This is a genomic window from Lachnospiraceae bacterium oral taxon 096, from assembly GCA_018141845.1.
GTDB lineage: Bacteria > Bacillota > Clostridia > Lachnospirales > Lachnospiraceae > F0428.
On sequence record CP073340.1, the window covers coordinates 761,175 to 782,834 of the forward strand.

Consider the following 21,660-nt stretch of genomic DNA (forward strand, 5'->3'; position numbering starts at 1 on the left):
CATTATGGGCGTTGAAACAAGTGAAATATTGTTTCAACGCCCATTGTATTTTTACTTATCCCAGCCGAGTTTCTTTCTCTTCTCTTTCATATCATCAATGATCTGCTGTGCAAGTTGTTTAGGATCAACATTGACGACCATGCGAGAACCGAGAGTTTCCATTGTTCCTTCTTTTAAGAACTCGATAATGTTCTTTGAACCAAAGATTGGAGCCTCTACGCAGTGGTAGGAGGAAACACCAAGGAGACGGAAACCAAGGGCTGCATCAATGCCTTTTTCATTGCTCCACTCAGGGGAGGAGAAGGCAAATGGCATATCATTGATGGTGAGACCGAGTGCAGAAGCAATACCATTCATAATACCTGATGATCTTGTATTGTCGATACACTCACCCACATGCCATACTGGTGGAAGGTCATCGCCTAAGAATTCTTGTAGTTCCTTTCCTGCCTTACTGCTGGCCCCCTTTTCACAGAATCCAAGTTTCATCAAAGGATAGGATGCACAGCCATTGGAGAGGATAATGACATTGTTTTCTAAAAGCTTATCTGCGACATCTACAATACAGCGCTCAAATGGAACTTTAGGATTGTTGCAACCAACCATGTTGACAATACCTAAAATCTTACCTTCCTTGATGGCTTGGGCAATTGGTGCAAAGCTTCCATACTTCTTGCAAAGGTACTCGACAGAGAAACCAACCTCAGCAGTGACTTCATATGGTGGAATATAGACTGGAGTTCCCTTTCTTGCTTCAAAACTTTCAATACCACGAAGGAGAATTTTTCTGGCAAGTTCCTTCACTTCTCCGATATTGCTGTGGAGACGGTCAATTTCAAATCGCTCTGCACCTGGAAGGCGAGCGGATGAACTTGTTGTTACCACCGTTGTGTTGTAGCATTTCGCAACATCCATAATAGCTGGGTAGACATCTTGAACATCAGCTACCCACAAGTCAAGAGCACCAGTCATAATAACCAATTCTGCAGACACAGCGTTAGAAAGTGGAATTACACCATTGTAACGATACATTGCAGAAAGACCGCTGCAACAAATGCCATAGAAGCGAATACCCTTTGCTCCCTTTGACTTTGCAAGCTCAATCATTTCTGGTGTCTGGCCAAGTTGTACAATTTCCTTGACCATCAATGGATAGTGTCCATGTACTGCGATATTGACATAGCCCTTTTCGAGAGCACCAAGGTTTACCTTTGAAGTTACACGGTCTCCGACACCAAAGAGGGAATCTGTGGCAATCGAAGCACTGACAACACCTGTAAAGGTAAAGGCAAGTCCACAGCGAAGGAATTGTTCCATAACACTCTTCCAATCGCCATCTGTTCCGACGGCCGTCTTGTGATAAGCTTCAAATACCTCGTGGTAGGCACTGATTGGAATTAAATCGAGATCCTTCCAAACTTTGACACGGTCAGCAGGGGCACATTTGTAAAGTACCTTGTACTCATGCTCTGGGTCATAGCTTGAGAGATCTTCCAAAAGCTCTTTTGCTAAATCATAGGCAACATCATTGACGCTTCTTCCCTCAGTTGGAATACCGAAGTTCTTTGCTGTGGTTAAAATTTTCTGTTCACCGAGAAGTGGTGCATCGAGTTTTCCCTTAGCTGCGTACATCAATTCGATCATTAGCTCTCTGGCATGCATACCGTGCTGAGATGCACCTGCGGCTGCAGCACGAAGTAAGTTGCGGGCAACGATTAAGTCGGCATTAGCACCGCAGACACCTTTCTTTCCCTTGGCGGTCACACGGCAAGGACCCATATTACAGATCTTACAGCAAATACCAGCAAGACCAAAGTTACATTGTGGCTGCTGCTTGTCAAAGCGATCAAATGCTGTATCAATGCCAAGTTGCTCAGAGCGAAGGATCATATCTCGAATGGCAGGATCTGGTGTCTTTTCAAGAACCTCCTGCTTTGATGGAAAAGTCTTTCGGTAAGCACTGACTGCATTCATATAATCTCGAATAAATGCGTCATCATCCTCATCTAAATCGTGGTGATGTTCGTGTTCATGTGTATGTACATGTTCATCGGTTTTTCCCTCAGCAACAGCACGATATTGAGCGTAGATATCTTCTGCACTGTGCTCGGATGCCTTTAATGTAACGGTTGGAACTCCGTTTTCATCAAAACCGATAATATTTCTGTGGCTGTGAATTTTGTCAATCATTGATTTCCTCCTCAAACTTCTGTTGATTTCACAATTTTATATCGCACAAATGGGAAAAGTCAACTTATTTTGCAAAAATGAAAAATTCTATGTTATAATCATCCCTGAATGATATAGAGAAAGTGAGATGAAGGATGAGTAATTTAAGAGAAATTAAGAATAATAAATTGTACTTTGATGGTTGTGACACAACAGAACTTGCTAAAAAATATGGCACTCCTATTTATGTGATGTCACAAAATGGCATTGAGGAGCGCATCAATGAATTGAAGGAGCAATTTACCAATAAGTATCCAAGGACAAGAATTGCCTATGCATCAAAGGCCTTTTGCACAGAGGGGATGTATGCCATCTTAAAGAAGGCAGGAGTTTGTATCGATGTGGTCTCTGGTGGAGAGATCTATGCAGCAAAGCAGGCCGGTTTTCCAGCAGAGCATGTGGAATTTAATGGAAACAATAAGTTGCCAAAGGAAATTGATGCCGCTGTAGAGTATGGTGTGGGCCGCATTATTGTGGACGGATTGCAGGAGCTCCCATTAATTATTGAGTCCTGTAAAAAGTACAAAAAGAAGATGAATATTATGATTCGCATCACCCCAGGTGTTGCTGCGAGCACACATGACTTTATTGTCACAGGAAAGAAGGATTCTAAATTTGGTATTCCATTAGAGAAGGAAATCTTTTTGCCAATCGTAAAGCAGATTTTGGATAGCGAATACTTAGAGTTTACAGGTCTTCATATGCATATCGGTTCACAGCTCTTTGAAAATGATGCCTTTTTAAAGGCACTTGATGTTTTGATGGATTGGGCTGCACTCATTAAGACGGAGTTTAATGCAGATGTAAAGGAAGTAAACTTTGGTGGTGGATATGGCGCAGAGTACACAACGGAGGAGAGAAAGCCATACAGCTTTTTCTTGGATCCAATGATGGAGTTATTGGAAAAGAGATCAAAGGCGATTGGAATTGAGAGACCGGAGGCTGTGATTGAGCCAGGAAGATCCATTGTTGCAGAGGCAGGAATTACATTGTATACCATCGGACAGATTAAGGAAATTCCTGGCATTCGCAAGTATGTTTCTGTCGATGGAGGTATGGGAGATAATATTCGTGTGGCCCTCTATCAGGCAGAGTACGAAGGCATTGTGGCCAATAGAGCACAGGAGCCAAAGGATGACAAAGTCAGCATTTGTGGAAAGTATTGTGAGTCTGGAGATATTATTATGACGGACATTATGGTGCCAAAGAGCGTGAAGATGGGCGATATTTTTGCGACCTATTCAACAGGTGCCTATGGCTATGTCATGGCATCCAACTACAATAACAATCCAATTCCAGGTGTTGTTCTTGTCAAGGGCGGAAAGAGTGCTTGGATGGTAAAACCTCAGACTTATGAGCAGATTGTACAGAACAATGAAATTCCGGATTTTATCTAAATTGTGAGTTGATCAAAAGCCTTCGAGAAATCGGGGGCTTTTTTCCATATAAGGAGGGAAAATGATGGAAGAAGATAGAGAAGTCCGACTTTGCTCAGTCAACAATTCTTTGGATGCACAGTGTATTGTAGATTTAATGAAAGAAAATGGAATTGCATCTTACAAAAAAAGTGGTATCATGGAAATATACGGTGGGAGTTCGATAGAGAACGACATCTATGTCAGTGAAACAAATTATGATCGAGCAATGCAAATTGTAAAAGAATACCATATGCTAGAAGGCAACAAAGAAGATGCCGAAGATGTCCAAAGGAATATTGGGGAGAGTATGCCGAAGGGGGTTATGTATATGTTGATCATGGTTATTTTACTAATTTTTATGGCGGCGGCTCTGGCCTTTTTATGTCGTAATGCATAAGTTATTTTAGAAGTTATTTTTGTTCTGTATTTATTTACTCTCTCCTAGTCTATTATGTAGAGGAGCCAGATTGGCTCCTCTACATTGCTCTATCAATCATTTATCGATTGTCCACTTTTTCAGGGTAGAGGTCATGCTGGAGGAGGCGGTCAGTTGCGGCCTTTTCCCAAATCGTACCCTTCTTTCCATAGTTGCAATATGGATCAATGGAGAGTCCTCCGCGAGGGAGAAATTTTCCCCATACTTCAATGTACTTTGGATCCATCAATTGAATTAAGTCCTTCATAATAATATTGACCACATCTTCATGGAAGTCACCGTGATTTCTGAAGGAAAATAGATATAACTTCAATGACTTGCTCTCCACAAGCTTTTGATCTGGTACATAGGAGATGATGATATTGGCAAAGTCAGGTTGACCTGTGATTGGGCAGAGACTGGTAAATTCAGGGCAGTTGAACTTGACAAAGTAATCGTTTTGGGGATGCTTATTGTTAAAGCTTTCTAGCACAGAAGGATCATAGTCCATACTGTAGGTTGTCTTGGCACTGCCAAGTTTAGTTAAATTCTCATTTTCTCTCATTGCTTTTCCTTTCTTTATTGTGCGGGATCTTTGATGCCATTGGCCGCAAAGGCTGCAGCACGGTCAATACAAGTTCCACATTTTCCACAGGGTTTATCCCCTCCTTCATAACAAGACCAAGTGAGTTCATAGGGAACATCCAAATCAAGTCCGATTTTTACAATGTCTGCCTTTGTGCTGTGAACAAAGGGTGCCTCAATTTTTAATTGGTGACCAGAACCTTCCCAGATCGCCGAATTCATCGCCTCATTGAATACAGGAGAGCAGTCGGGATAGGCAAATCCTGCTGCATCATCGGCATGTGCTCCATAGTAGATGATGGAACAGCCCTTGCTGATGGCTAAGCTTGCAGCAGAGGAAAGAAAGAGTCCATTGCGAAAGGGAACATAGGTGCTGACTGGTTTTTCTTCCTTTGTCTGTTTGATTTGTTCGGCGTAGCTTTTTTCTGGAATCTCTTCCCCAGAGTGGGAGAGAAGGGAGCAGTCGCTGTAAGTGAAAATTTTCTCTAAGTCGAGAAAGAGATGCTCAACTTGGTAGTGCTTAGTAATGGCAATGGCTGCTTCAATTTCCTTTGCGTGTTTTTGACCATAGGAAATGGAGAGGGCAAGGACATTGGGGGCACCATATTTTGCTATGGCGAGTGCAAGAGCAGTGGTGGAATCAAGACCACCACTAAAGAGGACAAGTGCTTTCATAAATAACTCCTTTATTTAATTTTTATAATATAACAGCCAGAAAACCCATGGTCTTTAGACCGTGGGATGAATGGCGTTAGGTTTACAACATATATATTTTACTTAAATACTATCATTTAAAATATATGCTATAATACATATATAGGAAATCCTATTTCCGAGTCTATGAAAGGAGAAAATCGTATGTATCTTACTGTAAAACAACAAGTGAAACATCTGTCCAAGGAAGATTACATCACAATCAGGGAACTTTGTCATACGGCTAAGAATCTTGCTAATGAGGCAATCTATAATGTGCGTCAGCATTATTTTACAGAAGGTGAATTTCTCAAGTATGAGAAGAATTACACTCTTTTAAAGAATAGTCCTAATTATAAGGCCTTAAATTCCAATATGGCACAGCAGATACTGAAAGAGGTTGATGGCTCGTTTCAGTCATTTTTTGGTCTGCTTAAACTTGTCAAGCAGGGAAAATATGCTTTTACAGATTGTAAACTGCCACATTATCTTCCAAAAGATGGATACACAACACTGATCATTGGTTTTGTAAGACTTAAGGGTAATCAGCTGATACTTCCGTTTTCCAATAGTTTTAAGAAAACGCATAAGTCTGTTGAAATTACGATACCACCCATACTTCTTGATAAGACGATAAAAGAGATACGCATTATACCGAAAGCGAATGCAAGGTTCTTTGAAATCCAGTATATATATGAAGATGAATGTATTCAAAGAAATCTAAACACGAACAACGCACTTGCACTTGACCTAGGTATCAACAATCTCGTCACAGCCGTATCAAATAGTGGTCAATCGTTCATTATTGACGGGAAAAGACTGAAATCGATCAATCAGTGGTTCAATAAAGAAAATGCCCGTTTGCAATCGATAAAAGATAAACAACATTTTAGTAAGAAGCCTACAAATAGACAAAAAGCAGTTGCTCGTAATCGCAACAATAAGGTGAACGACTATATGAATAAAACTGCTCGTAGGGTGATAGATTATTGTATCATCAATAATATAGGTACGCTTGTTGTTGGTTACAATGAGACTTTTCAACGCAATCGTCATATTGGAAAGCAAAACAATCAAAATTTTGTAAATATCCCTTATGGACAGTTGCGTAACAAATTGGAATATCTTTGCAAACGAAATGACATTGTTTTTGTAAAACAGGAAGAATCCTATACATCGAAATCATCTTTTTGGGATAGAGACGATCTCCCTGTTTACAATGCCGATAATCCAAAAGAGTATCCGTTTAGTGGCAGAAGATTACATCGTGGTCTATACAAAACGGCAAGTGGTAAAACAATCAATGCAGATGTTAACGGAGCATTAAATATCATGCGTAAAAGTAGTGTTGTGGATATGAATATCCTATACAGTAGAGGCGAAGTGGACACGCCGATAAGAATAAGGATTGCCTAATTACTTAGGTGGAAACTTAAATATCAAACTTCTTAAATAGAGCTGTTAGGCTCTTAGAAGCCCATTACCTTTAGGTGATGGGTAGTTCACTTGAGATAAAACTGTAGACTTTGGTCTGTCTGAAAGCGACCCCGAAGTTCAGCAGTCAAGGTTTTGGTGTTGTTTTTCTTGATTCCACGGGCGGAGACACAGCTATGGTGTCCCTCAAGAAGCACAGCGACATCACTACTTTGGGTGATTTCACAAATAATATCAGCAATATCTCTTCCGATACGCTCTTGAAGTTGCAATCGTCTGCCAACCATATCGCAGACTCTGGCAATTTTGGAAAGACCGATCACTCGCTTTCCTGGGATGTAGGCAACCGTGGCCTTCATATCATACATCAAGGCCATGTGGTGCTCACAATAGGAAAATAAATCGATATCCTTCATCACAACAACACGCCTAGCATTAGGCAAATCATTAGGTAAGTCTTCGTCATCAGAATCTTCTTCAAAGGTGGTATTAAACATTTGGGCAATTTCGTGATTGGTGTAATTCATTCCTGCAAAGACTTCTTCATACATTTTGGCCACCCTCTTTGGGGTATCCACTAGACCTTCGCGATGGGGATCGTCGCCTAGGGCAATTAAAATGCCTCGAATATGTTCTTCGATTGCTTTGGTATCAATCATTTTAAACTCCTTTCTGGTCGGGATCCCAGATCACCTTGTGCATCTGGATTTGTAGGCGGACATCATTTAATTGGTGGGCAATCATAAAATTGACCATTTCTACAGGCTCAATTTTTCCAAAGATTGGACTGAAATACACTTTGCAGCGGTGCGTCAAGTCGTATTTTTGGATGATATCGAGGGCGACATCTAAGTCCGCCTTTGAGCCAGCCACAAATTTGACCGTGTCTTGGTCATTGAGATGGGCAAAGTTTTCTAGGTGCATCTGTGATTCATAGAGACTTGAGGGCAACTTGTAGTCCATGGTAAAGGATGGACGAAAACTTGTCGCAGTAAAGGGCTTGAGGTCAATGGCACCATTGGTCTCAATCTCCACACGGATCTGAGGATGCTTTGCAAATTCCATCAATAAATTTTTCATCTCTGGCTGTAATAGAGGTTCCCCGCCAGTGAGGGTGACATTTTTTATTTGGCTTTGTAGTACAAAGTTTACAATTTCTTTGGTACTTTCATCGGTGTAGGGGCAATCCGCTTCATTGGCCCACATTGTGTCGCAGTAGCTACAGCGAAGATTACATCCCTGAAATCGGATAAAGACGGCAAGTTCTCCAGCACGCCGTCCCTCGCCATTGATGCTGATAAACTTTTCAACAACTTTCATGGCTATTCCTCTATTCCTCGTAGATGGCACAATTGGTTGGAGTTTCATAGACTTCGATGCGGTGCATAGGAAGCCCTTGATCCTTGAGTGCCATAAAGATGTAGCGAGCAAAGTTTTCTGCTGTTGGGCGAAAATCAATTTCAATTAAATGAAAATCTTCGTCACGAAGTGCCTGCAGAGTATTTTCCTTTAGTGAACCTTTCTCATAGATGAGGGCGTGGTCGAAGGAATCGCAGAGTGTGCGAACCGCAGCTTTAAAATCGCCAAAGTCAATGAGCATACCACGGGTTTGCTTTTGTGTGCTCAGGTCATCACACTTGATTTTGGCGACCACTCTCCAGTGGTGGCCGTGAATATTTTTGCACTTTCCATCATATCCATAGAGAAAGTGAGCGGCATCAAAATGATGTTCTGTCTTTAAATAATACATTTTCTTCTCCAAATTAAAATAAAAATCGTCCCACATCAAGTGGGACGATAACAACAAAGTTAAAGTCCCGGTTTTGTTTTTCGACAGGAGGGTACAAATGAACTGTCGTCAGTGCTAGCATAGCATTCCGTTATGATTTTGGCAAGTGCACATATTGGCGAAAAGGCAAAACTTTAGGGTATTGACGCAACAAAGTTAGCGTTGTAAGATAGGAAAAGCAAATGTGCAAATATAATTTTATAGAAGGAATAGGAAAAGAGATGAAAAAGAAAATCTTTGCAGCAGTGATTGCAGCATCTATGGTGCTTGGTCTAGTGGCCTGTGGTGGAAAAAATACAGCCACAAATTCTTCCAAAGAAACGACAGCGACCAGTGAAAAGTCAGCTTCAGAAAATGGGGACAAAACTTATAAAATTGGGGTGTTACAGCTTGTGCAACATACAGCACTTGATCAGGCCAATAAGGGATTTGTGGCCGCACTAGATGAGTCGGGGATAAAATATCAAATCGACCAGCAAAATGCAGGTGGAGATCAGTCAGCTTGCCAGACCATTGCAACAAAGTTTGTCAATGACAAGGATGATTTATTGCTTGGCATTGCCACACCAGCGGTTCAGGCATTAGCCGGTGCGACAGAGGATATTCCCATTGTTTTGACAGCGGTAACTGACCCAGCAGATGCAAAACTTGTGGCATCAAATGAAAAGCCAGGCGGAAATATTACAGGTACAAGCGATTTGACTCCAGTAAAGGAGCAAATTGAACTTATTAAAAAAATTCTTCCTAGTGCAAAGCGAGTAGGAATTTTGTATAGCTCTGCGGAGTCAAACTCCAAGTTGCAGGCAAAGCTTGCGATGGATGCGGCGAAGGAACAGGGCTTAGAGGCGACAGAATATACAGTATCCAATTCAAACGAGATTCAATCGGTTGTGGAATCTATGGTGGGAAAGGTCGATGTTATTTACACTCCAACTGACAATATGATTGCAGCGGGAATGGCAACCATTGCGATGGTGGCCACAGAGCACAAGATTCCAATTATTGGTGCAGAAAAAGGACATGTAGATGCGGGAGCTTTGGCAACCTATGGCATTGACTACTATCAACTTGGTTATATGGCCGGTGAACAAGCTGTGGAGATTTTAAAGGATGGGAAGAATCCAAAGGATATGCCAATCGAATACCTTCCACTTGAAAAGTGCGAGTTGAGTGTCAATCAAGATGTGGCCAAGGAGCTTGGAATTGATGTCTCATCCATTCAAAAATAGGTTTAGGAAAGGAAGAAAGAAATGCTCGGTGCATTTTTAGGTGCAATATCCCAGGGTGTGTTGTGGGGAATTATGGTACTGGGTGTATATATTACATTTAAGTTACTCGATATTCCTGATATGACTGTTGATGGAAGTTTTACACTCGGTGGATTTATTTGTGCGATTTTAATTTCAGATGGAAAAATTAATCCAATATTGGTTTTGATTTGTGCAATTTTAGGTGGATTGATTGCGGGTGCTGTCACAGGAATTTTACATACAATATTTGAAATTCCAGCAATTTTGGCGGGAATTTTGACACAGATTTCTCTGTGGTCGATTAATTTGCGTATTGCACATAAGCGAAGCAATATTACACTGCCAAAGTTGGGCAATATCTTTTCTGCAGTGGCTTCGATGACAGGAATGAAAAAGTCACAGGTGGCCTTAGTTCTTGGGATTATCATTGTTATTGTGATCATCGCACTACTTTATTGGTTCTTTGGAACAGAGATGGGCAGTGCACTCCGTGCAACGGGAAATAATGAGGCAATGGTGCGAGCACTGGGCATCAATGCAAAGACAATGAAGTTAATTGCTTTGATGATTAGCAATGGCTTAGTTGCTCTTGCGGGTGCTTTGGTTTGTCAAAGTCAGGGATATGCGGATATCAATATGGGTACAGGAGCCATTGTCATTGGTCTTGCGGCCATTGTCATTGGTGAGGTGTTGCTTGGATGGGTCAAGCCATTCTATGCAAAGTTGGGTGCAGCAGTTATTGGATCTGTAGTCTACTTTATTATTCGTGCCATTGTACTGCAAATGGGACTGGATTCTGACTACATGAAGGTGCTCTCGGCCATTATTGTTGCAGTGGCATTGTCCTTCCCTGTGCTCAGCAAAAAATATCGTCAGAAAAAGGATTATGATCCAGCTGGGGAAGGAGGAGAGTAGATGTTAACGATTAAAAATGTCAGTAAAACCTTTAATAAGGGCACAGTCAATGAAAAGAAGGCATTGCAACATTTAAATCTTCATCTTTTGCCAGGGGATTTTGCGACGGTGATTGGTGGAAATGGAGCTGGAAAATCGACCATGCTCAATATGATTGCAGGTGTCTATCCGATAGATGCAGGGACGATTGAGATTGATGGAGTCAATATTTCAAGGATGCCAGAGCATCAGAGGGCGAAGTATATTGGAAGAGTGTTTCAAGATCCAATGATGGGAACAGCGGCGGGGCTTGAAATTCAGGAAAACCTTGCACTTGCTTTTCGAAGGGGAAGAGCGAGGACACTTCACTGGGGATTGAAGCAATCGGAGAAGGAATACTACAAGGAGATGTTAGAAAAGCTAGGCCTTGGTCTTCATACAAGAATGACTTCAAAGGTTGGACTTTTATCTGGAGGTCAGCGACAGGCCCTCACTCTGCTCATGTCTACACTGGTAAAGCCAAAAATTTTATTGCTCGATGAGCACACGGCGGCACTGGACCCAAAGACAGCGAAGAAAGTGTTGGATTTGACCGAGGAATTTGTGAAGGAGCAAAATCTCACTGCACTCATGATTACCCACAATATGCATGATGCCATTGCTCTTGGCAATCGCTTGATTATGATGCATGAGGGACATATTATCTATGATGTGTCAGGAGAAGAAAAGAAAAAACTTCGAGTAGAAGATTTATTAAAGAAATTTGAAGAAGCCAGTGGCGGTCAGTTTTCAAATGATCGCATGCTACTTGCAAAATAGGTTTTGATTAGGGGAGAGAATTCAAGAGATGTCTTGATTCTCTCCCCTAGGTGGTTAGTTAAACTTATATAGATTCAATCCAATTTCTTCGGAAAATTCTCGGTCTACACAGCCATCAATTTTGTGAATGTAAAATTCACCCGTCAAGCTGATGAGACCATTGTTGAGATGTCCTGCATAGCAAAGATTTTTTGTCGTATTGCCGACAACCATATGAATGTGTAGATAAGGTTTTCCGTCCATGGTACTAATATTTCCTGTGCAGGATGAAATTTCCATGTCACCAGTGTAGGTGGTGGATTCATATTTTTTATCCACAGAATTAAATACACCCAAGGTAACTTTGTTTACAGCACCAATACCTATGACTGTGCCAAGTTTGATTTCTTCCTTTTCACAAAGTTGTGAGAGGGTGGCAAGAATTTCTTCACCTTTTGCAATTCTTACAATGTAGTCATTGCCAAATTTGTGATATTCCATAGTATAACCTCCAAGTCGATGATTTGTTTGAAGTATAGCACAAATTTTATTTAAAAAGTAGAAAAGCTTGCATATAAAATCTGAAGCATTATAATAAAAACAAAAAATGAAAGAGAAACGAAGATGAAAGATATCTCAGTGATTATACAGGTTGTTGTGATTTTAGCAGTTACAGGATTGATTGTTGTGCTTGTCAATCACTTTTTTAACCGCTTTATTGCAAGGAGAGAGAAGCTGTATCAAAAGTTTATTAAGAGCATTTTGACCTTTATTATTATTGTCATCGGTGTATATGCCGCATTGTCACAATTTGAAATTGCCAGAACTATTAGTACTAGTTTATTGCAGAGTGGTTCTTTGATTATTGCGGTGGCCACTTTTGCTGCCCAGCAGGCCCTTGGCAATGTGATTTCGGGTTTTTTTATTTCTGCGACAAAACCATGTGAGATTGGACAAAAGGTAAAAATTATGTCCGGTGGAAATGTGATTGCCGAGGGAATTGTCAGGGATATGACTGTCCGACATATTTTTATAGAGCAATTTGATGGACAGAGCTATATTGTGCCCAATAGTCTTGCGGACAGTTCAGTTATTGTCAACACTAACCTTGTCGAGGATGTGGGAAATTATATTGAGATTGAAGTCGGCTATGATACCGATGTGGAAGAAGCGAGAAAGATTATTCAAAAGATTTGTGATGAAGATCCAAGAATTTTGCACAATCAAAAGACCAAGGTCTTGGTGAGTGCAATTACGGCCAATGGTATGTTGCTTAAGTTTACGATTTGGTCAAAGAATTTAAATGATAGTTTTGAGGCATGTAGTAATGTTCGCCAGAGGTTGGTTTCTGAATTTTTAAAGGCAGGGATTACCATTCCCTATCAGACATTTAGTGTGGAAAAGATATAAAAAGGCGCTGTCAAAGGGCAGCGTCTTTTTTGTACAGCAGTATTAGCTAGTTCCAAGTTTTCCATATTTCTGGTTGGTAGCCGAGAGTGGATTGCTTTCCATTTCGCACAACTGGAGTTTGGATGACCTGTGGATTTTCTAATACTTTTTCGAGTTTGTCCTCGTCGCAGATGTGTTGAATGAGTGCGAGTAAGTCCTTGTCCTTGCCATTCCAGTTAATCATATTTTGAAGACCACCATTGGCTTGAGCGACACTGTTGAATTCGCCTTTGCTCATTCCCTTTTCTTTCATGTCAATAAATTGATACTTGATTCCTCTTTCTTTGAAAAAGCGTTCGGCCTTTTTGGTATCATTGCATTTTTTTGTTCCAAAAATTTGTATATTCATCAATAAAATCCTCGTATTATATAGTAGTAGTTTTTAGAGACCCTCTCCAAGGTCTTTATAACTATTAAGTCATAGTCTTTTCTTTACCTCTTCCGTAGGTTCGACTATGATATATAAGATACTGTGGATTGGTTATTTACTCCTACCACTTGATGGTTTTAGAAAGGCCCCAACCACAGTCTCTTTGCTCATTTGTTAATCAGTTAGATACCGCATGACGGTTTATTTAGAACGAGGCTACAATCGCAAGGAGTCCCTGTGGTTCTAAAACAGTATCAAATACATTTTAAAGGAGATTATTATGATTTATGTAGGAATTGATGTCGCTAAGGATAAGCATGATTGCTTTATCACAAACTCTAATGGAGAAGTATTATTTAAAGCTTTTACCATTTCTAACAGTCAAGATGGTTTCAATGACCTTTACCAAAGAATAGAATCTGTTATGGAAGATATAACAAAAGTAAAAGTAGGACTGGAAGCTACCGGACACTATAATTACAATCTTTTAGGTTATCTCATTGATAAAGGTCTGACCACCTATGTCATCAATCCGTTACATACAAATCTGTACAGAAAAAGTCTAAGCCTTAGACTCACGAAAACGGATAAAGTAGATGCCCGCACGATTGCTTACATGCTCATGTCTGATGTGAACTTGAAGTCCTACTCAGATACATCTTACCACAACGAAGAATTAAAGTCATTAACTCGTTATCGTTTTGATAAGGTAAAAGAACGTGCCAAACTAAAAACTTCCGTTTCAAGACTGGTCTGTATCTTATTTCCTGAATTAGAAAAACTTGTACCAACACTTCATATGACATCCATTTATGCATTGCTTTCTGAATTTCCCGGGGCTAAATATGTAGCTGGTGCACATCTTACCAGACTTACAAATCTTCTTTCAGATGCATCTAAAGGTCGATATGGTAAAGATACCGCCATAACTTTCAGGGAAGCTGCAAGGGCTTCTATCGGCTCAAATATGCCAGCCAAATCTCTTGAACTAAAACACACCATCAAGTTGATACTGGAACTTGCTTCTGAGATTGATGAAATCGAAAATGAAATCAAAATTATCATGGATGAAATTAATTCTCCAATTCTCAGTATTCCAGGTATCAACTATCGTATGGGCGCTATGATCATTGCCGAGATTGGCGACTTCAGTCGGTTTGATTCTCCTGATAAAATCTTGGCTTATTCCGGATTTTCACCATCAACATATCAATCAGGGCAGCTTGACTCAGCATACTCCCACATGGAAAAACGAGGTTCCAAATACTTACGATATGCTCTGTACAATGCTGCCAAGTATGTTTGCCACTGGGATTCGACATTTGCCAGGTACCTTACCAAGAAACGAGCTGAAGGCAAGCATTATAATGTTGCAATATCTCATGCCGTCAAAAAACTGGTTCGAGTTATTTATCATCTTGTAAAATCGAATCAGCAATACATTAAAGTAGCTTAATTAACTCTAATTCAATACTCCTTTTTCATGCACCTATCATGATGCTCTTTTTGTCATGCAGTTTTCAAAGTGCAAGGAGCTCTAACTGTATTCCGAATATATCTAAAATACATTTCTGTACTTTATTTAAAAAATATCATTTTAGGGCTTGACTTTTAATAGTTAGTCTTTCTGTATGATGTGTCACATTGTATTCTATTATTATAACAGATCTGCCTTGGGATTGAATATACCTAAAAATTGGGCTAAGATATTCTAGATAAAATTAGGAAATGGTGTGGAGGGAGTAGTGTTAGAAACCCACAAGAATTGGGTAAATGGTGATCCTCTTCAAAGTATTCAGATGAGCTCAAAATTTATGAAGGAGCATTTTCGTTAGGAAAATAAGAAAAGACGCTACAGGACTAAAAACTAGTAGCGTCTTTAATGTTCCTGAGCGGAGTCGAACCGCTGGCCTTTCGCTTAGGAGTTCGTCCTGGTACAGAAAACAGCTTGCATTCTATTTATAAATGATGACTACCATTACCTAACATTTTATAGTAATGATTATTTGGTTTTCTTATTAGATTTATATTTATTATATCGTGCCTGTAGTCAACTGTCGATAACAAATTGACCGCAAATGCATTATTTTTTCTTGCTTTTACACTGGATACCTTATATGGTTTTCGGGCGGGTTGCCAGTTCAACATGGGCTCTAATCAATGCTTTGAAAATATATTCATACAATGCATTAAAATCATTCTCTTTGTCGGCAATTTCTAATGCATTATAATATTCCTCTTTTCTCTCAACATCGATATAGAATGGTGGCATACCATAGCGAATCAACATTTTAATCATAAATCCTCTGCTTGTTCGCCCATTTCCATCTGGAAACGGATGAATAACCGTAATCCTATGGTGAATATCTGCAATCAATTCAACGATTCGGCTTCTGCTCAGCTCACCAGATTCACTTTCTAGTAATGACACCGTATCATTGAGTTTTATCAATTCCGGCATAACATCCCGCCAATCTACTGTCTCAAATTTTGCACCTAAAACAAGGACATTATCTTTTCTTGTTGATCCTCCGTATTCCGGATTTGGACAACAGGAAAATAATTTCTTATTCAAGGTTGATAATTGATAAATATCAATTCTGTCATTATATGCCGTCTCAAAAATAAAATCGTACATCACAGAATGTCCTGCTACATTGCAAAAGCCGTCATAGGACTCTGTGCAATAGTCACTTACTTGGCGATTCTCTTGCAGATCCTCGATTATTTCAGATGCTGCATCATAAGTGGTTTTTACACCCTCAAGGCGGGCATCATTATAAACATACTTACTTTTGAACAAACGCCTTGCAAACTCAAGACTATTCGTTGGTGAAATATCTTCCCAGGCGTCAAACAATCCTTCGTATAGCTTTGTATATGAAAATCCCAATTTCTTTCGATGTGTTTCTGACTTATATTTACTTAATTCTTTGCTTGAATAATAAGCGATCAGATATGGGAACAAATTTCGAATTCGATAGTAACAGGCTCTAAAACTTGTACCAAAATAATCAGCTATCTTGAGAATATCATCAAATGTCAATTCATCATCACCAGGATGGAGGTTATCTATCTGAATGCGTAATTCGTCCTCTGGCATAAGAAAAGAAGCTGCAAAAGACTCCGCATATTTCTCTTTATATTCATTTGATGAAATAGCACACATAAATGTTGGTTGTGTATCTGCATCTTTAAGAAAATGGCACAGCTCATGCGCTGCTGAAAATCTCTGTCGGGTAATCGGGCTTTTCGCATTAATTGCCACCAAATCTATTGGCATATCCGCTGTGGATGGCATAAACAGACCTTCCATTTTATCAAAATTTCTAAATACAAAATGAATACCCAGGTCTGTTAAAACCTGAAAAGGGTTAATCGGAAACGCCTTTTCATGCTCCTTAAAGTACTGTTCTGAAAAGTACTTTGCCAGTCCCTGGGCATCATTTCGATATTGATTTAGTATTTCTTTATCCAGCATTAAATTCCCCCTTAAAGACCTGCCATAGACTTCTTGAAGGCAATCAAATTCAGGATTTCCTGCTGATCATTCTCATTTAACTCTTCAAATCCACGGGCAAATACAACCTGTTTGGATTCAAAAGATTCCTGATTGAGAAGGTAATCCGCTGAAACATGATAAAGCTGGCAGAATTTTTGAATTTCATCCGATGTGATCTTTCGGTTTCCAAGTTCAATTTGAGTAATGGCTGAGCGACCAATTCCTAGGCAGTTTGCTGCATATTCCTGTGAAAATCCTAAACGCTGTCTTGCATCTTTCAATTTTTCAGATATGTTGTTTTTCATTGCTTTTACCTCCTTTTGTATTAGAATAGATTTATTTGATAAAAAAGTCAACAATTCTGTTCGATTTTCCAACATTTTTATTTTAACAAACGAGATCAAATATAACTCATAAAATATGGATCTCGATCTCCATGTTTCACTAACTTCACTGTTCTTCTATTTCTGAGAATTGCTCAAATAATGTATCTATCTACTGCAAAAATAAACTTATCTACATCTTTCCGTTCTGCCAGCATTTCCTGCAGCGATTTATGGTGTACATATTTCTCCTCATACACCCAGCAGGCAATGCCGCTGGTCTCTGTCTTCATAATGAGTACCGTTCTGTTATTCTTCTTTTTAGATGGAAATACGGTAATAACATCCTTATGAGCAAGTGCTTCCAGTGTCTCAACACTGACACACTCAATTATCTTATTGATGACGATGAAGCACCGATTCTCCTCGATAGATTCCTCTGATATTTCTGTACAATCCCAGGTCAGTGCCAGAATTTCTCCCAGACGGAGAGTTGCAGTAAATGCTAGGTGAAATGCTGCTTCCAGCCACTTTTCATCACACGCTTCGATTGCCTGGATCAAAGTTTCGGCATCCCAGATCTCATGTTTTTTCTTCGGGTGGAAATTTCCACCCAAGATACAAAAAAGCAGCAATGACTTTTTCAATCATTACTGCTTAAAATAAGCGTCTCCTATAGGAATCGAACCTACAATAGAGTCTTAGGAGGACCCCGTTATATCCATTTAACTAAGGAGACAAATGCCGTATTTCCAGGCTTTTTCGACCCTTTGGCTCTGGCTGCCATCATTTATAACTCTAACACTTTCGTGATGAATTATCTTTTTCTTATCTCTTCTGATTTTTTAGATTTCGCTTCCTCAGTGACTCTCAAACGCTACCCTTTTTCTTCAAAAGGGTTCCGCCATGGTTCTACCTTAGGAGGCGAACGCTCTATCCTGCTGAGCTACAGAAACACACTGGTAAAGTATAGCACAATTTAAATTTTTTGAAAAGTAAAAAATTGTATGCTGTGATTGGCAGTCTATTGTGAACTACCCATAGTCTAAAGCCTATGGGCTTCCTGCTTCGCTGACCTCGCAACCTACTATCTCCACAGGCGTTAATTCGGGCAGTCCCTGCCCTATTGTTTTTTCTTATACTACTTGTCTTAATCCTTCTGCCAATATATTTTTTGCTGCATTGATATCTCTATCGTGTTTTGTATTGCAGAAAGGACACATCCAATCTCTTACTTTTAGATCTTTTACATTTGTATTTTTATATCCACAACTAAAACATAGCTGGCTACTTGCATAAAAATCTCCATTCCGCGGGCAAGCCGCGGCACAAATAGTAATGAAAGTGTTTTACATCTCAACTCTGTGATTTAAAATATATAACAAGAAGCTATACTACAAAGCACGGGAGGTAAAGTTGTAAAAACTTTCTCTGTTTTAGACAGCATAAAAATCAGTGTAAGTTCTGTCTTTTCAAGCACAAATAAGTGGTATCATGAATCCGTACACTAAGAATTGTTAAAGCTCTTTGTTTTATTGTGTGGCAGTTCAGTCAATGGCTTCTTATCTTTTGCGAAAGGAGTTACACTATGAAAGTTACTTATCAAACCTGTTGTGGTGTCGATGTTCACAAATCTTTTCTTGTTGCCACAATCATCAAAACTACCGCCGGTATTGAACCTTCTTATCAAAAGAAGCGATTCTCTACCTTCAACAATTCTATTTTAGACTTTAAATCGTGGCTTCTTAAAAATGAATGCCATGATGTCTGTATGGAATCCACAGGTAAATACTGGGTTCCTGTCTTTAATCTTCTCGAAGATCAAATCAACGTTACCATTGCTAATCCCAAATGGGTTAAAGCTGTTAAGGGTAACAAGGACGATACCAAAGATTCTAAATGGATTGGAGACTTATTCCGACTGGGACTTGTGAAAAGCAGCTACATTCCTTGTAGGTTGATCCGTATTCTTAGAGAATACACAAGATATCGTTACAAGCTTGTTTCTTGCCGTTCAAGTGAAAAGAATAGATATCAGAATGCTCTTACTGTTTGTAATATCGCATTAGATTCTGTTGTATCCGATATCTTTGGGAAGTCATCCTCATCCATTATCGATTATCTGCTTGAACAATCAGGTACTACGATTAACCATGAAGAAATCTCTTCAAAACTTCTTAAGAGCCTCAAATCCAAAGAAGACGCTGTGATTGAATCTATCGAAGGATATCAGATGACTGATGCCCAGAAATATCGTATGCGCCTAATTCGCGCACATATGGATTATATCACAGCTGAAATCAATGATATAGATAAACAGATTGAATCTTTGATTTCTTCCGATCCTGATTATGATAAAGCTATTCGGTTACTAACTACCATTCCGGGTGTCAAACGTGATAGTGCAATTACTATCATCTCCGAAATTGGTATTGATATGTCTCAGTTTTGTAATTCTAAACGCTTATGTTGTTGGGCAGGTCTTACCCCCGGCAACAATGAATCTGCCGGTAAGAAGAAATCTGTCCGTATTACACGTGCCGGTGTCTACCTCAAACCTGCATTAGTACAGTGTGCTCATGCAGCCGTGAAATCTGACAAGTCTCCTTACTACAAAACGAAATATGAATCCCTTGTTAAACGCCGTGGCAAGAAAAGAGCTGTTATTGCCATTGCCCGTATGATTCTTATAGCCATCTACCGGATGCTGTCTACCGGAGAGGTATGGAATCCAAGCGATCTTTACAAAATCGATATGCCTGCACCTTTAGCTGAAAAACAGAAGGCTAAGGCTATCAAGCAAGCCAAAAAACTTTTACAAAAGGAAGGACTGCTTCCTCCTGATGAACCTTTAGCTTCTTGATCAATCTACTAAATCTATATCCTCAAATAAGTTGCCTACTTAAGACAGCTTATTTAAGTGCGCCGGTTTACGGCTTACCTCTACTTTCTTTCACACTATGTATCTATCTTAATATAATTTCTACCATTCCATTTTGACTTATATTCCAGTTGTCTTGTCAGCTCATACCACGATACATCGCTTATAGTTTTCGCTAAATTATGATTTTTCACCATATTTTTTATCTGTAAGTTTTCCGAAACTATCACTTGGTTTTCGTTTATAATTTCGCTTGAAATCTTATGCAGATAATCTTTTCTTGTATTAGCTATTTTCTCATGGCATAGTGCTATTTGTTTCCTTTTTTTCTGATAGTTCCTACTCCCCTTTGTTTTATTTGCTAATTGTCTTTGTAATCTTGTAAGCTTTTTCTCATATTTTTTAATTGTCTTCGGATTTTCATATTTCTTCCCATCTGATGTGATACATAAATCTTTTATCCCTAAATCCAATCCTATTTGTCCGTTTGTCTTTACAAGTGGACTATGTTCAGTTTCTACAAGAACAGACACATAGTACTTGCCGCTTGGTACCTTAGATATAGTTACTGTTTTTATCCGACCTGAAAATTTTCTATGTAATTTTATTTTTACCCTTTTTAATTTTGGCAGCTTTATTCTTCCTCTATCAAAATCTACAGTTATATTCCCATTTGTAAAATTGGTTGTATATGATTTACGATTACTGTGCTTACTCTTAAACTTTGGATAACCTGCATGTTCTTTGAAAAACTTTTGATAAGCACTATCCATATTATAAATTGCATTTGTTAAAGCAAATTTATCTACTTCTTTTAGCCATTCATAAGCTTTTTTCAGCTCTCTATTGCAATAATTATTACAATCTGTTTTACTGACAGACTTTTTTTCTTTTTCATAAGCATCTTTTCTGTACGCAAGGGTTTGATTATATACAAAACGACAACAGCCAAATGTCTTTGCTAACTGTATTTCTTGCTCTTTGTTTGGATAAATCCGATATCTATATGCCTTTAACATTAAGCTTACCCGCCTTTCTACCCTTAATTTTCTATATATTGCTTTAACATTTCTTCAGAAACATTGCCTACGCTACAAGCAAAATATCCATCCGTCCAAAATGTATGTTCTTTCCAAAAATGATTCTTAAGATATTCTGTATGCTTTTTCCATATATGATATGTTGTATAGCTCTTAATTAGATTAACCACTTTACTTATGGATATTGTAGGCTCAGTTTTTATCATATAGTGTATATGGTCTTTGTCTGTTTCCATATATTTTATGATTATATTACTCTTTGTGCATATCTCATAAGAAAATTGTTTTATATAATCTGATATTTCTTTTGATACTAAAAGCTTTTTTCTATACTTACATACAAAAATAATATGATATTGTAATAAATATTTGTGTCTATTCTTTAATTTCCATACTCCCATAACGCTAGTTATTGTATCACAAATATCTATTTTTTGCTACCTTAACCCACCATCTAAAGCTAGTGGGATTGCGGTAGCATTATTTCAAGAGTAGTTGATTTGGAAAAGGGAAGCTTTTCTTGTGAGTTTCTCACATTTACGAGCTTGACAATGAAACTAACATAAGATAATATGAACAAAAGAGAAAAT

Annotated in this window: 21 protein-coding genes, 1 tRNA gene and 2 pseudogenes; 9 read left to right on the forward strand and 15 right to left on the reverse strand. The window is 39.0% G+C overall.

Annotated features, from left to right (window positions below):
• Nucleotides 1-51: 51 nt before the first annotated feature.
• Nucleotides 52-2,190 carry an anaerobic carbon-monoxide dehydrogenase catalytic subunit gene (gene cooS, locus J5A74_03845; protein QUI96453.1) on the reverse strand — a complete coding sequence of 713 codons (2,139 nt, stop codon included), beginning with the start codon at nucleotides 2,188-2,190 and terminating at the stop codon, nucleotides 52-54.
• A 134-nt stretch (nucleotides 2,191-2,324) separates the two neighbouring features.
• Between cooS and lysA the strand changes: the two genes are divergently transcribed.
• Both lysA and J5A74_03855 read left to right on the forward strand, forming a co-directional pair.
• A complete protein-coding gene (gene lysA / locus J5A74_03850) occupies nucleotides 2,325-3,626 on the forward strand; it encodes a diaminopimelate decarboxylase (protein QUI96454.1) in 1,302 nt (433 codons plus the stop codon).
• Nucleotides 3,627-3,687: 61 nt separating this feature from the next.
• A complete protein-coding gene (locus tag J5A74_03855) occupies nucleotides 3,688-4,044 on the forward strand; it encodes a DUF2007 domain-containing protein (GenBank protein ID QUI96455.1) in 357 nt (118 codons plus the stop codon).
• Nucleotides 4,045-4,144: 100 nt separating this feature from the next.
• On the opposite strand, the gene queF is transcribed toward J5A74_03855, so the two are convergent.
• Together queF and queC are read right to left on the reverse strand one after the other, a co-directional pair.
• On the reverse strand, nucleotides 4,145-4,627 hold the full coding sequence (queF, locus tag J5A74_03860) for an NADPH-dependent 7-cyano-7-deazaguanine reductase QueF (GenBank protein ID QUI96456.1): 483 nt from the start codon (nucleotides 4,625-4,627) through the stop codon (nucleotides 4,145-4,147).
• A gap of 14 nt (nucleotides 4,628-4,641) precedes the next feature.
• On the reverse strand, nucleotides 4,642-5,322 hold the full coding sequence (queC, locus tag J5A74_03865) for a 7-cyano-7-deazaguanine synthase QueC (GenBank protein ID QUI96457.1): 681 nt from the start codon (nucleotides 5,320-5,322) through the stop codon (nucleotides 4,642-4,644).
• 183 nt (nucleotides 5,323-5,505) lie between these two features.
• Between queC and J5A74_03870 the strand changes: the two genes are divergently transcribed.
• Complete coding sequence (locus tag J5A74_03870; protein QUI96811.1) at nucleotides 5,506-6,756, forward strand: transposase; 1,251 nt, start codon at nucleotides 5,506-5,508, stop codon at nucleotides 6,754-6,756.
• A gap of 86 nt (nucleotides 6,757-6,842) precedes the next feature.
• On the opposite strand, the gene J5A74_03875 is transcribed toward J5A74_03870, so the two are convergent.
• The 3 genes from J5A74_03875 to queD are packed head-to-tail and all read right to left on the reverse strand — an operon-like array spanning nucleotide 6,843 to nucleotide 8,524.
• Nucleotides 6,843-7,433, reverse strand: coding sequence for a GTP cyclohydrolase I (locus tag J5A74_03875; protein ID QUI96458.1), 591 nt, complete (start codon nucleotides 7,431-7,433; stop codon nucleotides 6,843-6,845).
• Between the two features lies 1 nt (nucleotide 7,434).
• The gene (gene queE, locus J5A74_03880) at nucleotides 7,435-8,094 is read right to left on the reverse strand and encodes a putative 7-carboxy-7-deazaguanine synthase QueE (GenBank protein QUI96459.1); all 660 of its coding nucleotides are present in this window, start codon (nucleotides 8,092-8,094) and stop codon (nucleotides 7,435-7,437) included.
• A gap of 10 nt (nucleotides 8,095-8,104) precedes the next feature.
• Nucleotides 8,105-8,524 (reverse strand): 6-carboxytetrahydropterin synthase QueD, encoded by a 420-nt coding sequence (queD, locus tag J5A74_03885; GenBank protein QUI96460.1) that lies wholly within the window; start codon nucleotides 8,522-8,524, stop codon nucleotides 8,105-8,107.
• Between the two features lie 260 nt (nucleotides 8,525-8,784).
• Here queD and J5A74_03890 point away from each other — a divergent pair, with 260 nt between their 5' ends.
• The 3 genes from J5A74_03890 to J5A74_03900 are packed head-to-tail and all read left to right on the forward strand — an operon-like array spanning nucleotide 8,785 to nucleotide 11,526.
• The gene (locus J5A74_03890) at nucleotides 8,785-9,792 is read left to right on the forward strand and encodes an ABC transporter substrate-binding protein (GenBank protein ID QUI96461.1); all 1,008 of its coding nucleotides are present in this window, start codon (nucleotides 8,785-8,787) and stop codon (nucleotides 9,790-9,792) included.
• Between the two features lie 21 nt (nucleotides 9,793-9,813).
• A complete protein-coding gene (locus J5A74_03895; protein QUI96462.1) occupies nucleotides 9,814-10,728 on the forward strand; it encodes an ABC transporter permease in 915 nt (304 codons plus the stop codon).
• Complete coding sequence (locus tag J5A74_03900; GenBank protein ID QUI96463.1) at nucleotides 10,729-11,526, forward strand: ABC transporter ATP-binding protein; 798 nt, start codon at nucleotides 10,729-10,731, stop codon at nucleotides 11,524-11,526.
• Between the two features lie 54 nt (nucleotides 11,527-11,580).
• Here the strand turns inward: J5A74_03900 and J5A74_03905 are convergent, their stop codons facing one another.
• Nucleotides 11,581-12,006, reverse strand: coding sequence for a DNA-binding protein (locus tag J5A74_03905; protein QUI96464.1), 426 nt, complete (start codon nucleotides 12,004-12,006; stop codon nucleotides 11,581-11,583).
• 123 nt (nucleotides 12,007-12,129) lie between these two features.
• Here J5A74_03905 and J5A74_03910 point away from each other — a divergent pair, with 123 nt between their 5' ends.
• Nucleotides 12,130-12,915 (forward strand): mechanosensitive ion channel, encoded by a 786-nt coding sequence (locus tag J5A74_03910; GenBank protein QUI96465.1) that lies wholly within the window; start codon nucleotides 12,130-12,132, stop codon nucleotides 12,913-12,915.
• A gap of 46 nt (nucleotides 12,916-12,961) precedes the next feature.
• On the opposite strand, the gene J5A74_03915 is transcribed toward J5A74_03910, so the two are convergent.
• Entirely contained in the window at nucleotides 12,962-13,303 is a 342-nt protein-coding gene (locus J5A74_03915) for an arsenate reductase family protein (GenBank protein QUI96466.1), read from the reverse strand.
• Nucleotides 13,304-13,604: 301 nt separating this feature from the next.
• Here J5A74_03915 and J5A74_03920 point away from each other — a divergent pair, with 301 nt between their 5' ends.
• Nucleotides 13,605-14,780: an IS110 family transposase gene (locus J5A74_03920; GenBank protein ID QUI96467.1), complete on the forward strand. Its 1,176-nt coding sequence runs from the start codon at nucleotides 13,605-13,607 to the stop codon at nucleotides 14,778-14,780.
• A gap of 657 nt (nucleotides 14,781-15,437) precedes the next feature.
• Here J5A74_03920 and J5A74_03925 read toward each other — a convergent pair.
• The 5 genes and pseudogenes from J5A74_03925 to J5A74_03945 form a co-directional block, all read right to left on the reverse strand.
• Nucleotides 15,438-16,805, reverse strand: a complete 1,368-nt coding sequence (locus J5A74_03925) for an ImmA/IrrE family metallo-endopeptidase (GenBank protein QUI96468.1) — start codon at nucleotides 16,803-16,805, stop codon at nucleotides 15,438-15,440.
• An 11-nt stretch (nucleotides 16,806-16,816) separates the two neighbouring features.
• Entirely contained in the window at nucleotides 16,817-17,131 is a 315-nt protein-coding gene (locus J5A74_03930) for a helix-turn-helix transcriptional regulator (protein ID QUI96469.1), read from the reverse strand.
• Between the two features lie 173 nt (nucleotides 17,132-17,304).
• Complete coding sequence (locus tag J5A74_03935) at nucleotides 17,305-17,796, reverse strand: hypothetical protein (GenBank protein ID QUI96470.1); 492 nt, start codon at nucleotides 17,794-17,796, stop codon at nucleotides 17,305-17,307.
• Nucleotides 17,797-17,816: 20 nt separating this feature from the next.
• A tRNA-Arg gene (locus J5A74_03940) sits at nucleotides 17,817-17,888 on the reverse strand.
• 397 nt (nucleotides 17,889-18,285) lie between these two features.
• Nucleotides 18,286-18,450: pseudogene (locus J5A74_03945) on the reverse strand (transposase).
• Nucleotides 18,451-18,737: 287 nt separating this feature from the next.
• Here J5A74_03945 and J5A74_03950 point away from each other — a divergent pair.
• Nucleotides 18,738-20,012 carry an IS110 family transposase gene (locus tag J5A74_03950; GenBank protein ID QUI96471.1) on the forward strand — a complete coding sequence of 425 codons (1,275 nt, stop codon included), beginning with the start codon at nucleotides 18,738-18,740 and terminating at the stop codon, nucleotides 20,010-20,012.
• A 98-nt stretch (nucleotides 20,013-20,110) separates the two neighbouring features.
• Here J5A74_03950 and J5A74_03955 read toward each other — a convergent pair.
• Both J5A74_03955 and tnpA read right to left on the reverse strand, forming a co-directional pair.
• Nucleotides 20,111-21,049: pseudogene (locus J5A74_03955) on the reverse strand (transposase).
• Between the two features lie 23 nt (nucleotides 21,050-21,072).
• Nucleotides 21,073-21,471, reverse strand: coding sequence for an IS200/IS605 family transposase (gene tnpA, locus J5A74_03960; GenBank protein QUI96472.1), 399 nt, complete (start codon nucleotides 21,469-21,471; stop codon nucleotides 21,073-21,075).
• Between the last annotated feature and the right edge of the window lie 189 nt (nucleotides 21,472-21,660).